Raw genomic sequence first — 15,606 nt, 5'->3', positions numbered from 1 at the left:
GATCCCGACCATGAGGTGCGCGACGAGGACCACCAGGCGATGCAGCAGCTCTTCCTATGGCTGGGCTAGGCGCTACGAGCGTGGGAGCAGTCCTCCAGCAGCTGGCGGGCGCTGGGGCCGGGCTCGATCACGAGGACGTCCGATCCAGTCTTCACCCCGTGGGTGCGAAGGGCCGTCAGCACCGCCAGGATGACGTCGTGGCGGGCTGCTCTGGCCTCGAGCTGGAGTGCTCCCGACCAGAAGCGCAACTCCAGGCGTACCGTCGTGGTGCCCACCTCTGCCAGCAAGGCATCGGGGGCCGGCTCGTCGAGCACCGAGGGCAGTTGGCGCATGGCCGCCACCGCCACGCCTCGGGCAAGCTCGAGGTCCGCGGCGTCGTCGATGTCGATCGCCACTGTGGTACGGATGTGTTCGAAACCGGTCTGCACGGTGACCACTTTGGAGTGCAGGACTCCGTTCGGGACCACCACGAGCCGACCGTCATAGGTGCGCAGAGTGGTGGATGTGATGTCGATGCGCACGATGCTGCCGGCGTGGTCCCCAACGGCGATCTGGTCGCTGATGCGGAACTTGTCGCGGCTGACCAGGATGATGCCAGCGAACATGTTTCCCAGGACGGTCTGGAAGGCGATACCGGCGGCGATCGACACCACACCCACCCCGCCCAGCACGTCTACGGGTCGGATGCTGGGAAAGGTGATCGTCAACCCGGCGCCCACGAAGAGGAATATCACGCCCCATCCGGTGAGGCGGCCGAAGACGGCGGCAGAGCTGGGACTGCGGTGCCTCCAGACCAGGAGGTGGGCGACCGTGGCTCGGGCCAGATGCGCGACCATCCACCCCAACAGGACGACGGCGAGTCCGGCGAGGATGCCATTGGCAGTCACCGGTGGCAGCCCCTTCACCGCGTGCCGCCACTGATGTTGGCGGTCCGCTTCCCGTGAGCGTCTGGGAGCTCCTGGGCGATGGTCTGCTTCGGGGTGATCGTCGTGGACACGGGGCCTCCTGGGTGTGGGGGCAGTTGGGCAGGGGTACGGTCATGGTAGCTGCGGGGATGCGCAGCCCCGCCACGACTCTGACGTGTGCGGCCGACCGACGAGAAGGTGCGATCATGCCCAGCTCTTCCATGATGCTGTGCATCCTGCTCACCACTGTGCTGGCCTACGTGGTGGTCGTCGGCGTGCTGCGCCTAGCGGGCCCACGGGTGCTGTCCAAGCTCAACGCCTTCGATCTGGTGGTGACCGTCGCGGTCGGTTCCCTCCTCGCCAGTGTCATCACCCATCCCGGGCCGCAGGCGGTCACGGGGCTGCTCGCGCTGGTGACCCTCATTGGGCTGCAGGTCCTGCTCACGCGGTGGACCTCGAGCCATCCGGGCCGTGACGGGGTCATCAGGGCAGAGCCGGTGGTCGTGGTGCGCAATGGTGAACTGTTGGAGGAGTCGCTTCTCCAGGCGCGGCTCACTCCACGGGAGGTGAACCAGGCGGTGCGCTCGAGCGGTTTCGGCGGCCTCGATGTCGTGGCGGCGGTGTGTCTGGAGACCGACGGGACGCTCTCGGTCATCGGCCGCGCATCGGTGGGTGACGGCTCCGCCCTGGATGCCCTGCACTGACCGGACCTTCCGGGGGGCTCACTTCGGGGAGTGAGGGTCCCCGGGCCACCAAGGTGCCCGCTCGAAGAGGTGGTGGAGTCCCGGTCATGGCTCGGTACGCATGCGGTCGCAGGATTGCGTCCGACCAAATGGTCAGTGCGTTCGCTCCCGCGTCGCCACCCAGGCCACCAGCAACCGGGCCGTGGCCTCGCCCTGGTCGATGGCCAGCTCCCAGGGCTGGCGCAGCATCATGGCCAGCGTTCCGCAGTAGGTGACCATGAGGGCCTCTGCCAGCTCCGGGGAACGCTCGCCGCCAACGGGGGTGGCAAGCCGGACCAGACGCTCGCGCAGCAGCTGGGTCTCCTGCTGCAGGACGCGGGAGATGCCCTCGGTGGGGTGGGGCAGCGTTGCCGCTGTGCCGCTGAAGGCACACCAGCGCTCGGTCATCCGGTCGGTCTGGTAGCTGCGGAGGGCGGTGAACACGGCGAGCAGTCGGCCCGTGTCGTCCGAGGCCTCCTCGATGGCCGCATCCCACACCTCGGTCCACTCGGCCAGGCGTCGCTCCAGCGCTGCCTCCAGCAGCCCGTCCTTGTTGCCGAAGTGGGCATAGAGGCTCGCGGGGGAGGCCCCTGCCTGGGCAAGGATCCGGTCCACCGGCGTGGCGACGGCGCCCACCTGGAAGAAGAGCTCGTCGGCGGCGTCCAGGAGGCGCTCGCGCACGGGGGTCCGCGCGGGCGTATGAGCGGTCATGGAGCGAGTGTAACGTGCGTTTTCCTGAAACGACCGTTACTGTCGAGGGGTCGGCGAGCGACGTCGGCACCCCCTGACCGCCGATCCCAGGAGAGCCATGCCCCAGCTGTACATCGACGGACGCTGGCAGGACGCCGCATCCGGCGCCACCCGCGAGATCCACTGCCCGGCCGACGCAGAACTCGTCGCCACCGTCGCCGAGGGCGACGAGCGCGATGCCGAACTGGCCATCGCCGCCGCCCGCGCCGCCTTCGACGAGGGCACCTGGCCCAGCACCCCTGGCCCCGAGCGCGGCCTGCTGCTGCACCGCCTGGCCGACCTGCTCACCGAGGAGAAGGAGGAGGTCGCCCGCCTGGAGGCCCTCGACACCGGCAAGCGCATGGTGGAGGCCCGCCTCGACATGGACGACATCATCAGCGTCTTCCGCCACTTCGCCACATTGGCCGCGGCCGAGGCCGGACGCGTCGTCGACCCGGGGATGCCCGGCATCAGCTCCCGCGTGGTCACCGAGCCCGTCGGCGTCTGCGCCCTGATCACCCCGTGGAACTACCCGCTGCTGCAGACCTCCTGGAAGGTCGGCCCGGCCCTTGCTGCCGGCAACACCTTCGTCCTCAAGCCCAGCGAACTCACCCCGTCCACTGCCATCTGGCTGGTCGACGCACTGGATCGCCTCGGCCTGCCCAAGGGCGTGGCCAACCTGGTGCTCGGCCCCGGCGCCACGGTCGGCGCCACCATGACCAGCCACCCCGACGTGGACCTGGTCAGCTTCACCGGCGGACTCGAGACCGGTCGCGGCATCATGGCCGCCGCCGCCCCCACGGTGAAGCGCGTCGCCCTCGAACTGGGCGGCAAGAATCCCAATGTCATCTTCGCCGATGCCGACATGGACGCGGCCATCGACAATGCGCTCACGGCCGTCTTCCTCGACTCCGGCCAGGTCTGCTCCGGCGGCACCCGCCTGGTGGTCGAGGAGTCGGTGCACGACCAGGTGGTCGACGAACTGGTGCGACGTGCCCGCCAGATCCGGCTGGGCGGCCCCTTCGACGAGCAGGCCGAGACCGGCCCGCTGATCAGCAAGCAGCACCGCGAGAAGGTCGAGGCCTATGTGGAGGCCGGCATCGCCGAGGGCGCGAAGCTCCTGGTGGGCGGCGAGCGCCCCGCCGATCCCGAGCTGGACAAGGGCTTCTACTACCTGCCGACCATCCTCGACGGCTGCACCAGCGAGATGAGCTGCGTGCAGGACGAGTCCTTCGGGCCGGTGCTCACCGTCGAGACCTTCAGCGGCGAGACCCGCGAGGCCGCCGAGGACGCCGCCGTGGCGATCGCCAATGACACCATCTACGGCCTGGCCGGTGCGGTGTGGAGCCAGGACGCCGGACGCGCCGAGCGCGTCGCCAAGCGCCTGCGCCACGGGACCATCTGGATCAACGACTACCACCCCTATGTCGCGGGGGCCGAGTGGGGCGGCATGAAGCAGTCCGGCATCGGCCGCGAGCTGGGCCTGGCCGGCCTGCACGAGTACCAGGAGAGCAAGCACATCTGGCACAACACCTCCCCGGCACGCGCCGGCTGGTTCAGCGACGACCAGGCCTGAGCCACCACACCCCGGTGGCGACGCACACTGCGCGCTGCCGCTGGAGCACGATCCACACAGCAGTACGAACGAAGGAATGAGGAAACCCATGAAGCGTTACGACTACGTCATCGTCGGCGGAGGATCCGCCGGCTCCGTGATGGCCAACCGGCTCTCGGCCGACAAGAAGACCTCCGTGCTGGTGATCGAGGCCGGACGGGCCGACTGGCGCCTCGACCCGCTGGTCCACATGCCCGCCGCGCTGATGTTCCCCAGCGGCAACCCGCTCTACGACTGGGCCTATGAGTCCGAACCCGAGCCGCACATGGGCGGCCGGCGCGTCAAGCACGCCCGCGGCAAGGTGCTGGGCGGATCCAGCTCCATCAACGGCATGATCTTCCAGCGCGGCAACCCCGGCGACTACGACAAGTGGGCCACCAACCCGGGCATGGAGCACTGGAGCTATGAGCACTGCCTGCCCTACTTCAAGCGCATGGAGACCTGCACCGCCGGCGCCGACGACTGGCGCGGCGGCTCCGGCCCGCTGCACCTGGAGCGCGGCCCGGCCAGCAGCCCGCTCTTCCAGGCCTTCTTCGAGGCCACCCGCCAGGCCGGCTTCCCGGCCACCGACGACGTCAACGGCTACCGCCAGGAGGGCTTCGCGCCCTTCGACCGCAATGTGAAGGACTCGCGCCGCTGGAGCGCCTCGCGCGCCTACCTGACCCCGGTGCGCAACCGCAAGAACCTCGACGTCGTCACCCTCGCCCAGGTCACCGGCCTGCGCATGGACGGCAACCGCGTCACCGGCGTCGACTACGTGCGCACCCCCGGCCGCAAGGCCGAGAGCGTCGAGGCCGGCGAGGTGGTCCTGTGTGGCGGCGCCTTCAACTCCCCGCAGGTGATGCAGCTGTCCGGCATCGGTGACCCCGCCGCGCTGGAGAAGGCGGGCGTGACGACGCGCGTCGAGCTGCCCGGCGTCGGTCAGAACCTGCAGGACCACCTGGAGGTCTACATCCAGCACGCCTCGGTGCAGCCGGTCTCCATCGCGCCGTGGCTGAACTACTGGAAGGCCCCGATCATCGGCGCCCAGTGGCTCTTCGGCAAGACGGGCGTCGGCGCATCCAACCACTTCGAGGGCGGCGGCTTCATCCGCACCGACGACCAGGTGGCCTACCCCAACCTGATGTTCCACTTCCTGCCCATCGCGGTGCGCTACGACGGCACCGCCGCCGGCGGCGACCACGGCTACCAGGTGCACGTCGGACCCATGAACTCCGACGTGGTGGGCGACGTGACGATCAAGTCGTCCGACCCCTTCGAGCACCCGGCGATCCGCTTCAACTACCTGTCCACCGAGCGCGACCGGCAGGAGTGGGTGCAGGTCATCCGGGCCGCCCGCCACATCCTGGCCCAGCCCGCCTTCGCCGCCTTCGACGGGGGAGAGCTCTCGCCCGGGCCGAGCGTGCAGACCGACCAGGAGATCATCGACTGGGTGGCCAAGGACGCCGAGACCGCACTGCACCCCTCCTGCACCGCCGCCATGGGCACCGGTGAGATGTCGGTCACCGATCCCAGCACCATGAAGGTGCACGGAGTGGAGGGGCTGCGCGTCGTCGACGCCTCGGTCTTCCCGTCCATCACCAATGGCAACATCTACGCCCCGGTCATGATGGTGGCCGAGAAGGCCGCCGACCTGATCGCCGGCAACACGCCGCTGGCTCCCGAGCCGGTCCCGGTCTACCGTGCCGGCGCTGGCCTGCCCGTCTACCCCGAGGGCGACCCGCGCAATGCCTCCTGGAATGCCGTCGACGACATCCCCACCGCGATGCAGTCGATGGAGCGTGCCGGCCAGACCGAAGCCAGCGCATGAGCAGCTCAGTCAACGCCCTCCACCACCACGGCCTCGACAATCCCGACGCCGTGGTGGTTGATCGTCCCCGACCCAAGTGGCCGGTGCTGGGAGTCTCTGCCCTGGTGACGATCGTCATCGCCGCCTGGGGTCTGGGCGCTCCCGACCACGCCCTGCGCGTCCTGGGCCGGGTCGTGGGCCTCATCTCGGACTGGTTCGGCTGGTTCTACATCGCCCTGGCCACGGCCGTGCTGGCCTTCGTCATCGTGATGGGGATCAGGCACTCGCGGGTACGCCTGGGCCATGACACCGACCGGCCCGAGTTCAGCACCTTCGCCTGGGCCTCGATGCTCTTCGCCGCAGGCATCGGCACCGACGTGATGTTCTTCGCCGTCGCCGAGCCGGTGAGCCAGTACATGCTGCCGCCCCAGATGAAGGGCGAGACCTTCGAGGCGGCGCGTGAGGCGACCGTGTGGACGATGTTCCACTACGGCATCACCGGATGGGGCATGTACGTGCTGATGGGAATGGCCCTGGGCTACTTCGCCCACCGCAAGGGCCTGCCGCTGGCGGTGCGCTCTGCCCTGCACCCGCTGCTGGGAAGGCGCATCAACGGGGCGGCCGGCGATGCAGTGGACGTGGCCACCGTGGTGGGCACCATCTTCGGCGTGGCCACCAGCCTCGGCATCGGCGTGGTCATGCTCAACGTCGGTCTGGACATCATGTTCGGCGTGGACCAGGGACTCACCGCCCAGGCCCTGCTCGTGGTGCTGGCCGTCGGGGTCGCCACGATCTCGGCGCTCACGGGCGTCGACAGGGGCATCCGTATCCTCAGTCAGCTCAACGTGCTGCTGGCCATCGCGTTGGCGGCGTGGGTGCTGGTGACCGGCGACACGACCTTCCTGTTGCGGGCCATGACGATGAACATCGGTGACTTCATCGCCATGTTCCCCGGCATGACGCTCGACACGATGGCCTATGACCACCCGGCCGACTGGATGGGCGCCTGGACGCTCTTCTTCTGGGCCTGGTGGATCGCCTGGGCCTCCTTCGTCGGCATGTTCCTGGCACGCATCTCGCGCGGTCGCACCATTGGCCAGTTCGTGCTGGGCACCCTGACCATCCCCTTCTGCTACATCGTGATGTGGGTGACCATCTTCGGCAATGCCGCGGTGAGCCAGATCCGCAATCGTGGTGACCAGGAGTTCGCGAAGCTGGCCATCGACAGCCCAGAACTGGGCTTCTACCACCTGCTGCAGCAGTACCCGCTGCCGATGGTGATGGTGGGGCTGGCCACCTTCGTCGGCCTGCTCTTCTACGTCACCAGTGCCGACTCCGGCGCGCTGGTGATGGCGAACCTGTCGAGCCACCTGCCCGACAGCGAGAGCGATGCCCAGCCGGTGCTGCGCATCTTCTGGGCCGTGGCCACAGGCGTGCTGACCGTCGCGATGCTGGCGGTGGACGGCATCGCTGCTCTGCAGAATGCCACGATCATCATGGGGCTGCCCTTCGCCTTCGTGATGGTGATGGTGATGGTGGGCCTGCACCGGGCTCTGGAGGGCGAGCGGGTGCGTCGTGACGCAGCCCGGGCCTCCATCACTTCCTCGCTGGTGGGACGCGAGAGCACCGCGGCCCCGGGTTCGTGGCGCACCCGGCTGGGTGTGAGCTTCGGCGCCGTCACCGATCGCCAGGCCGGTCGCCACCTGGAGAAGGTGGTCGTCCCGGCGCTGGAGGCGGTGGGCATGGAACTCGAGGACCGCGGGGCGCTGGCCCGAGTCGTCGAGGAGGAGGCGGTCCCCGAGCGGCGCGTGTTGCGGCGGATGACGCTCGAGGTCGGCGAACCCGACTCCGAGACCCTCTTCCGCTACCCGGTGCGGCTTCGTCGCGTGCCGGCGCCGGCCTACGGTGCCCGCATGATCGAGGCCGACGACACCTCCACCCGCGTCGAGGTGGCCCTGCCCGGCGTGGCCGCCTATGACCTGATCTCCTACAACGAGGACCAGGTCTGCCACGACGTGCTGGATGCCTACGAGCGTCACCTGGAGGCGAACCGCGCCATCGTGGAGGCCTCCTTGGTCTGAGGCCAGTCAGGACGCGGTTTCAGCGCGAGAAGCGCACCAGGAGGGCGCTGCCCGGTTCGACCACGGTCGGGCCGGCGGCGCCCTTTCGCGTGCCCGGGCGCGCCAGGGGCTGCATCGTGGTGCCCGAGCGGGAATCCAGTGCGGTCCCGCGCAGCGACGAGCTGTCGGTGGCGCGCAGGCCCTTCGGTGGGGTCAGGGCCAGCGTGGACGGACGGCTGCTGGCCGGGTCGTGCAGGTTCACCAGCACCAGGTCGATGCCGGAGCTGGAGGTGACGGTGTAGGCGATCACCGCCGGATCACTGGTGGTCACCTGGCGGATGGTGCCCGGACGCACCTGGGCGGTGAAAAGCATCGCGGTGAAGGTGCTGCTGCCGGTGATGCTGCGGGTGCCCGGGGGAGTGCAGACCGGGCTCATCGGGTTGCCCCTGCCGCACTCGGCCAGGGTGCTGTGCAGGTTGGTGCGACGGGACCCGTTGCGGGCGGCGTTGAGCAGGAAGTCGACGCTCCACAGGGCATGGGCGTGGCTGCGCGAGACGGCGGCGCCGCCGCAGGAGGTGGGACCGGCCTCCTCCAGCCACAGCGGAAGCTCGTGCTCGGCGGCGGTGCGGCGGGCCCGCTGCACCATCTCGCTGGCCCTGTCGTGCAGTGCGGGCGAGGTCAGGTTGGCGACGGTGGGGGCGGCCCGCCCATCGCGCTCACCGACCCGGTCTGGGCAGGACCACAAGGGGTACCAGTGCTGGCTCATCGCCACCGTGCCGGGAAGGTCGGCATCCCCGAAGGCCCGCCACCAGGTGGCGTCATAGGCGCCGGGCCCGGCCACCGGCAGCCCACGCACCCGCCGGTGGATGGCCGTCACGTACTGCCGTGCCTCGCGCACCCACTGCTGAGGCGACCAGGAGTCGTCGCGCAGCCGCAGCTGCTCCTGGGAGGCGAGCGCGTAGCCATTGGGCTCGTTGCCGATGCTGACGCCCAGCAGGCGCTTTCCCAGGGCGCGACGGGCATGCAGGGCCATGTCGGCGGCTCGCTCGGGATCCTTGTGGCCCAGGGGGAGAACGAGGGTCACGGTGGCGTCGACGGCCTCGGCCATCCGGCCCAGTCGCTGCAGGTCTGCGGGGGTGACGGTCTGCGTCGCCCAGGCGGGGCGGGCTTCCTGACGGGAGGTCCACCACAGGCTGCGGTCCACCCGGTTCCCGCCAAAGCGCAGGGAAGGGCCGTCCAGGCCGTGGAGCAAAGTGGCAAGTGGCGAACCCTCCGGCTCCCAGCGCGGGTCGGCCAGTTCCGTGGCCTCGAAGCTGAGCCCGATATTGGCATGGGTCCACTGGCCGACGGTCTGGTCTGCCGGGCGGGTGAGGTCGATCCGCAGGCTCGTGCCGGTCGACGGGGACTGGCTCTGGGTGGGGGCATACGGGCCGAGGGGTCCGACGGAGGATCCAGTCGGCAGGAGGGCGGGAACCAGTGCGCGCAGTGCCGCCGTGGGATCAGGGGTGGCGGTGGCGCTGGGGGGCTTTGGTGCGGGCGTGGGTTCCGGGGTGGGGGAGCAGGCGCCGAGCGCCAGGGCCAGCGACATCGCCAGTGCGGCAGTGGCGGCGAAATTCCTCACACGCTCCAATCTATAGGAGTCGTCATAGCTCACGTCGGGGGCGAGGACCGGCTGCCGGAGCCAGTTGGGGGGGGGGGAGCCCGGCTTGCGCGCTCCCGAGGGGGGTTGCCTCAGGCGGCGAGGTTGTAGTGGCGACGGACCATCCGGTCGCTGGGATGGACCGCAGGGAGTTCGTGGACGTCGGCCGGTTGCGCGTCGAGGCGGCCCGGCGCCGAGCGCCTGAGCAGGGCCAGCACCACCCGGACCACGATCGCGATCACCACGGACACGATGCCGAGGGCTGCTGCCATGCCGAGGATTTCTGCCATGGCCCAAGTCTCCCGCCCAGGCCGCGGGGGCCGCATCGGCTCGGTGGCTGGACTCCGCTGGTACCACAGGACCACCCCGAGGCCCCGGGCATCATCCTCCGGTAGCAGACCCCCGACGCAGCAGCGCCGCCTCACCGAGCACCAGGGGTGCGAGCAGGATCGGGACGAGGATGAAGATGCCGAGGCTGATGGCAATGAGCAGGGCGATACCGAGAAGGGCTGACATGCTCCAAGGACTATCTCCCCCTGGGGCCGAAAAGCCTTGAATTCCTTGGTTGTTCAGGGATTCTTTGCCTGTCTCAGGAGCTTCTTGGGTCGCTCTCCAGGCCCTCTCAGCTGACCACCGCCCACGGGGTGAGGTGGTTCACCGGGCCATGGCCCTTGCCACTGCCGACCCGCAGCTGGTCCGCGTCCTCCAAGGCCCGGGTGAGCCACTCACGGGCCTGCCAGACGGCCTGCGCGAGGGCCTCCGGGTCGTCGCCGGCCCGCGCCAGGCCGCAGGCCAGGGCTGAGCTGAGGGTGCATCCGGTGCCATGGGTGTTGGACGTGGTCACCCGACGACCGGTGAATTGTTGAACGGTCTCGGCGGAGACCAGCAGGTCGGTCAACGGGCCCTCGCCGGCCAGGTGGCCGCCCTTGACGAGTGCCGCCCGCGCCCCCATCTGGACCAGTGCGCGGCCCTGCGCCTCCATCTGGACCAGTGCGCGGCCCTGCGCCTCCATCGCGTCGAGTCCATCGGCCTGGGCCGTGCCGGTCAGCTGCGCCGCCTCCGGAAGGTTCGGCGTCACCACCGTGGCCAAGGGAAGCAGCTCGGCGATCGCCTCCTGGACGCCCTCGGCGGCCAGGCTGTCGCCGCTGGTGGCCACCATCACCGGGTCGAGCACGACGGGGACGCCCGCCAGGCCACCGCGCAGGTGACGCGCCACCACCCGGGCCACCTCGGCCGAGCCGAGCATGCCGATCTTGACCGCGTCGATGCGGACGTCGTCCAGCAGGGTGGTGAGTTGTTCGTCGACGAAGCCGGCCGGGGTCGGCAGCACGCCGGTGACCCCGCGCGTGTTCTGGGCGGTCAGCGCGGTCACGACGCTGGTGGCGAAGCAGCCTGCGGCGGTGAAGGTCTTCATGTCGGCCTGGATGCCGGCACCACCACTGGGGTCGGAACCCGCCACGGTGAGCACGTTCGGGATCGTCATGGCCCACAGACTGCCACCCTGCTTGAGCTTCGCCAAGGGTGGGGTCTAGGGTCGGTGACATCCCACGGGAGCCCTCGGCAGAGGGCTGAGATCGAGCTGTAGCCGCTCGGACCGTCCGAACCTGACCGGGTCATGCCGGCGAAGGAAGAGAGATGTCATGGCAGAAATCCATCCGCAGCACCGTGCCCACACGATCGTCGACGGCGATGTCGCGGTCCCCGTCACGGCGATCAGCCTGGCCGACAGCCCCGACGGCAGCAGCAACGAGGACGTGCTCGTCTACCGCACCTGCGGTCCCGACTGCGACGTCACCGTCGGGCTCCCGCCGCAACGCCTCGACTGGATCCGCGAGCGCGGCAACGTCGAGACCTACCAGGGCCGCCCCCGCAACCTGGCCGACGACGGCCGCAGCGCCCAGCGTCGTGGCGAGGCGTCCAAGGCCTGGAAGGGCGAGAAGCGCCCACCGCTGCGCAGCACCGAGGGACGCACCGTCACCCAGATGCACTATGCCCGGCAGGGGATCGTGACGCCCGAGATGCGCTACGTCGCCCTGCGCGAGGGGGTCGACGTGCAGCTGGTGGTCGACGAGGTCGCCGCCGGCCGCGCCATCATCCCCGCCAATGTCAACCATCCCGAGAGCGAGCCGATGATCATCGGCAAGGCCTTCCTCACCAAGGTGAATGCCAACATCGGCAACTCGGCGGTCACCAGTTCCATCGAGGAGGAGGTCGACAAGCTGCGCTGGGCCACCCGCTGGGGCGCCGACACCGTGATGGACCTGTCCACCGGCGACGACATCCACACCACCCGGGAGTGGATCATCCGCAACTCGCCCGTCCCGATCGGCACCGTGCCGATCTACCAGGCACTGGAGAAGGTCGACGGCCAGGCCCACGAGCTCACCTGGGAGATCTTCCGCGACACCGTCATCGAGCAGGCCGAGCAGGGCGTCGACTACATGACCATCCACGCCGGCGTACGGCTGCAGCACGTGCCGCTGAGCGCCAACCGGCTCACCGGCATCGTCAGCCGCGGCGGCTCGATCATGGCCGGCTGGTGCCTGGCGCACCACCAGGAGTCCTTCCTGTACGAGAACTTCGACGAGCTGTGTGAGATCTTCGCCCGCTACGACGTCGCCTTCTCCCTGGGCGACGGCCTGCGGCCCGGATCCATCGCCGACGCCAATGACGAGGCGCAGCTGGCCGAACTGTGCACCCTGGCCGAGCTCACCGAGCGCGCCTGGAAGTACGACGTGCAGGTGATGGTGGAGGGTCCGGGCCACATCCCGCTCGACCTGGTGGAGGAGAACGTGCGCCTGGAGCAGGAATGGTGCCACGGCGCGCCCTTCTACACCCTCGGGCCGCTGGTCACCGACATTGCCCCCGGTTACGACCACATCACCTCGGCCATCGGCGCCGCCACCATCGCCATGGGTGGCACCGCGATGCTCTGCTACGTCACGCCCAAGGAGCACCTGGGCCTGCCCAACCGTGACGACGTGAAGACCGGCGTGATCACCTACAAGATCGCCGCCCACGCCGCCGACGTCGCCAAGCACCATCCCGGGGCGCAGCAACGCGACGACGCCCTGAGCAAGGCCCGCTTCGAGTTCCGCTGGCACGACCAGTTCGCGCTCTCGCTCGACCCGGAGACCGCGATCGCCTTCCACGACGAGACCCTGCCCGCGGAACCGGCCAAGACGGCGCACTTCTGCAGCATGTGCGGGCCGAAGTTCTGCAGTATGCGCATCAGCCAGGACATCCGCGACGCCTACGGCTCCGGGGTCGCCACAGCGAACGAGGGGATGGCGCAGAAGGCGCAGGAATTCCTCGAGCTGGGCGCCAGCGTCTACTTGGACGCCGCCGAAAGGACCTCATGACCCACCGCCGCTCGGCGGTCACCGGTGGGGTGGTGGGCAACTACGTCGACCAGGTCAACATCTTCCTGCCCGCGCTCGCGCTGGCGCCGGCGATGAAGACCCTGGCGGGCGATGCCGCGGCCGCCTCCGGCACCGCGATCGTGGTGATGGCGATGCTGCTGGGCCGCCCGGTCGGTGCGATGGTCTTCGGGCGCATCGCCGACCGGGCGGGCCGCACCCGCACCACGGCGCTGGCCATCGCCGGCACCGCCGCCTGCTCACTGTTGATCGCCTGCCTGCCCACGCACCAGGTGCTCGGCGGCGGCACCTTCGCGCTGCTGGTGCTGCTGCGCTTCGTCGGCGGCATGTTCATCGCGGGGGAGTACTCGGCGGCCGTGCCGCTGGCGATGGAGTGGTCCAGCGCCCGTCACCGGGGCCTGTTCAGCGGGCTGATCATGGCGATGGCGCCCTGCGCCCAGGCCACGATCGCCTTCCTCACCGCCGCCATGCTCGCGGCGCTGGGGCCCGAGGACTATGCGGCCTGGGGCTGGCGGCTCGCCTTCGTCGCCGGCGGTCTGGCCTCCTGCGCCATGTTCGTCTTCTACCGGCGCCGCGTCGCCGACGCCGTGCGCGCGGTGCAGCCGGGAGTGGACGAGGCCCGCACCCGCGGCAGCCTGCGCGAGGTGGTGCTGGGGCGTTGGGCGGGAGCCTTCTGGCGGATGTTCTGCCTGATGAGCGGGCTGTGGCTGATGACCCAGATGGTGGTGCTGCTGCTCGGCCAGCGGCTGGTCACCGACGCCGGGCTGTCCGCCGGAACCGCCTCGGTGGTGATGGGCATCGCCTCGATCGGGCAGGCCGTGGTGATGGCGCTCACCGGGCACCTGTCGACCCTGATGGGGAGGCGCCGCTACTTCGTCGTGGCGACGGTGGTGGCGGCCATCGGCGGCTCGGCCGCGTGGCTGTGGATGATGGGTGCGCGGCCCGGCGTGGTGGGCCTGGCCGTCGGGGCGGTGCTGGCGCAGGTGCTCACCGTCACCGCCTACGGCCCGGTCGGTGCCTACCTGAGCGAGGGCTTCCCTGCCCATGTGCGTTCCACCGGCTACGGCACCGCCTATTCGGCCTCCATCGCGCTGCCCGCCCTCTATCCCTATTGGCTTCCGGCGCTGTCCGGTGCGGCGGGGAGGAACACCGCGGTCGTGCTGGTGATCGTGGCCGGTTCGCTGCTGGTGGCGGCCGGTGCTGCGCTGGGCCCGCGCCTGGCACCGTCCGAGATCGAGCAGGTGGAGGTGTGAGCGGCCTCGACTGCGCCGCCGTCGTGGAGCGTATGCGCCGGCGGGCGCCGCTGGTGCACTGCCTCACCGCCGCGGTCAGCATGAACCTGGTGGCCGATGCGACGCTGGCTGCAGGGGCGCGCCCGATGATGACCGAGACCGAGCAGGAGGCGCCCTTCGTGGTGCGCCGGGCCGATGCCCTGCTGGCCAACCTCGGCACCCTGAGCACCGACGGCATGGCCGGGATTCCTGCCACGGTGCGGGTCGCCGTCGAACGGGGAATTCCGTGGGTGCTGGACCCGGCCGCGATCGGCCCCTCGCCCGTGCGCATCGAGCTGGCCCGCGAACTGCTGGCGCTCGGCCCCACGCTGGTGCGGGCCAATGCCTCCGAGGTGCTGGTGCTGGCCGGGGTGGGGGCCGGCGGGCGCGGCGCCGATGCCAGCGACGGCGTCGACGCGGCCCTGCCCGCCGCCCTCGACCTGGCCCGTCGCCACGGCTGCGTCGTGGCGGTCTCGGGCGAGGTCGACCTGGTCACCGACGTCACCCACGTGGTGCAGGTGGCCAATGGGCATCCGATGCTGACCCGCGTCACCGGAACCGGCTGCGCCCTCGGGGCGCTGAGCGCGGCCTGCCTCGCCGTCTCCGACGAGCCGCTGGAGGCCGCCGTCGCCGCCACCGTGTGGATGGGACTGGCTGGCCAGCAGGCAGCCGGCCGGGTGCGCGGACCGGGCAGCTTCCGCGCCGCCCTGCTCGACGAGCTCCACGCCCTGACCCCCGACGAGATCGCTGCGGGGGCCCTGATCGAGGAGACATCATGACCACCACCCACCCCGGTCCGGAGCTCGACCTGTCGCTCTACCTGGTGACCTCCGGTCACGCCCGGCACACCGTCGAGACGGCCGCTGCCGTCGCCCGGGCCGGGGCCGGGATCGTCCAGGTGCGGTGCAAGGAGGTCACCGACCGCGAGCTCTACGGCCTGGTCGTGGAGGTCTCCCGGGCGGTGGCGGCCGCCAACCCCGCCACCCGCGTCGTGGTCGACGACCGACCCGACATGGCCTGGGCCGCCCGTCATGCCGGCGCGCCGGTGCACGGCGTCCACCTGGGCGCCGACGACCTGCCCCCCGAGCACGCCCGGGCCCTGCTCGGCCCCGAGGCGATCGTCGGCTGGACCACCGGCACCCTCGCCCTCGTGCAGGAGGCACAGAAGTATGTCGGCATCGTCGACTACCTGGGTGCTGGGCCCTTCCGCCCCACCCCGACCAAGGACTCCGGTCGCCCACCGCTGGGCGTGGCCGGGTACGCGCCGCTGGTGCAGGCCAGCGCCATCCCGATCGTCGCGATCGGCGACGTCACCCCCGACGACGTGGCATCACTTGCCACCACCGGCATCGCGGGAGTGTGCATGGTGCGTTCGCTGATGCAGGCCGACGATCCCGAAGCCGTCGCCCGGGCAGTCCTGGACACCTGGGGCCGCGAGGTGCAGCACTGAGCCAGCCCGTCCGGCGTCGCGCGGCGTCGGCTCGGCCCAGGGCTGC

General features: G+C 70.3%; 14 protein-coding genes and 1 riboswitch. Of the genes, 8 read left to right on the top strand and 6 right to left on the bottom strand.

The window, feature by feature from the left end; translation table 11 throughout:
• Positions 1-65 precede the first annotated feature (65 nt).
• The gene (locus ACYVKA_RS03010; RefSeq protein ID WP_394277801.1) at positions 66-887 is read right to left on the bottom strand and encodes a mechanosensitive ion channel family protein; all 822 of its coding nucleotides are present in this window, start codon (positions 885-887) and stop codon (positions 66-68) included.
• 224 nt (positions 888-1,111) lie between these two features.
• Between ACYVKA_RS03010 and ACYVKA_RS03005 the strand changes: the two genes are divergently transcribed.
• A complete protein-coding gene (locus tag ACYVKA_RS03005) occupies positions 1,112-1,609 on the top strand; it encodes a DUF421 domain-containing protein (protein WP_460702851.1) in 498 nt (165 codons plus the stop codon).
• 132 nt (positions 1,610-1,741) lie between these two features.
• On the opposite strand, the gene ACYVKA_RS03000 is transcribed toward ACYVKA_RS03005, so the two are convergent.
• A complete protein-coding gene (locus ACYVKA_RS03000) occupies positions 1,742-2,338 on the bottom strand; it encodes a TetR/AcrR family transcriptional regulator (RefSeq protein WP_394277799.1) in 597 nt (198 codons plus the stop codon).
• A gap of 97 nt (positions 2,339-2,435) precedes the next feature.
• On the opposite strand from ACYVKA_RS03000, the gene ACYVKA_RS02995 reads away from it, so the two are divergent.
• The 3 genes from ACYVKA_RS02995 to betT all read left to right on the top strand — a co-directional run bounded on the left by ACYVKA_RS02995 (position 2,436) and on the right by betT (position 7,841).
• A complete protein-coding gene (locus ACYVKA_RS02995; protein WP_460702849.1) occupies positions 2,436-3,932 on the top strand; it encodes an aldehyde dehydrogenase family protein in 1,497 nt (498 codons plus the stop codon).
• Between the two features lie 88 nt (positions 3,933-4,020).
• The gene (gene betA / locus ACYVKA_RS02990) at positions 4,021-5,781 is read left to right on the top strand and encodes a choline dehydrogenase (protein ID WP_460702847.1); all 1,761 of its coding nucleotides are present in this window, start codon (positions 4,021-4,023) and stop codon (positions 5,779-5,781) included.
• Positions 5,778-7,841, top strand: a complete 2,064-nt coding sequence (betT, locus tag ACYVKA_RS02985; RefSeq protein ID WP_460702845.1) for a choline BCCT transporter BetT — start codon at positions 5,778-5,780, stop codon at positions 7,839-7,841. The genes betA and betT overlap by 4 nt, the downstream gene beginning before the upstream one ends.
• Before the next feature lie 19 nt (positions 7,842-7,860).
• Here the strand turns inward: betT and ACYVKA_RS02980 are convergent, their stop codons facing one another.
• From ACYVKA_RS02980 to thiD, 4 genes are all read right to left on the bottom strand, one after another.
• Positions 7,861-9,441: a hypothetical protein gene (locus ACYVKA_RS02980; protein ID WP_460702843.1), complete on the bottom strand. Its 1,581-nt coding sequence runs from the start codon at positions 9,439-9,441 to the stop codon at positions 7,861-7,863.
• A 110-nt stretch (positions 9,442-9,551) separates the two neighbouring features.
• Positions 9,552-9,749 carry a hypothetical protein gene (locus ACYVKA_RS02975; protein WP_460702841.1) on the bottom strand — a complete coding sequence of 66 codons (198 nt, stop codon included), beginning with the start codon at positions 9,747-9,749 and terminating at the stop codon, positions 9,552-9,554.
• 91 nt (positions 9,750-9,840) lie between these two features.
• Positions 9,841-9,975: a hypothetical protein gene (locus ACYVKA_RS02970; protein WP_460702839.1), complete on the bottom strand. Its 135-nt coding sequence runs from the start codon at positions 9,973-9,975 to the stop codon at positions 9,841-9,843.
• 106 nt (positions 9,976-10,081) lie between these two features.
• On the bottom strand, positions 10,082-10,942 hold the full coding sequence (thiD, locus tag ACYVKA_RS02965; RefSeq protein WP_460702837.1) for a bifunctional hydroxymethylpyrimidine kinase/phosphomethylpyrimidine kinase: 861 nt from the start codon (positions 10,940-10,942) through the stop codon (positions 10,082-10,084).
• 54 nt (positions 10,943-10,996) lie between these two features.
• A riboswitch (TPP riboswitch) is annotated at positions 10,997-11,106 on the top strand.
• Between thiD and thiC the strand changes: the two genes are divergently transcribed.
• From thiC to ACYVKA_RS02945, 4 genes are all read left to right on the top strand, one after another.
• Positions 11,100-12,821 carry a phosphomethylpyrimidine synthase ThiC gene (gene thiC / locus ACYVKA_RS02960; RefSeq protein ID WP_460702835.1) on the top strand — a complete coding sequence of 574 codons (1,722 nt, stop codon included), beginning with the start codon at positions 11,100-11,102 and terminating at the stop codon, positions 12,819-12,821. It overlaps the preceding riboswitch by 7 nt.
• On the top strand, positions 12,818-14,092 hold the full coding sequence (locus ACYVKA_RS02955; protein ID WP_460702833.1) for an MFS transporter: 1,275 nt from the start codon (positions 12,818-12,820) through the stop codon (positions 14,090-14,092). Before thiC ends, ACYVKA_RS02955 begins: the two co-directional genes overlap by 4 nt.
• Positions 14,089-14,889, top strand: coding sequence for a hydroxyethylthiazole kinase (gene thiM / locus ACYVKA_RS02950; RefSeq protein WP_460702831.1), 801 nt, complete (start codon positions 14,089-14,091; stop codon positions 14,887-14,889). The genes ACYVKA_RS02955 and thiM overlap by 4 nt, the downstream gene beginning before the upstream one ends.
• Positions 14,886-15,560 carry a thiamine phosphate synthase gene (locus ACYVKA_RS02945; RefSeq protein ID WP_460702829.1) on the top strand — a complete coding sequence of 225 codons (675 nt, stop codon included), beginning with the start codon at positions 14,886-14,888 and terminating at the stop codon, positions 15,558-15,560. Before thiM ends, ACYVKA_RS02945 begins: the two co-directional genes overlap by 4 nt.
• Positions 15,561-15,606: the final 46 nt, after the last annotated feature.

The sequence above is a fragment of the Luteococcus sediminum genome (assembly GCF_054783495.1).
Note: the sequence above shows the minus strand (reverse complement) of the source record. Positions and strands in the feature narration are given on the sequence as shown.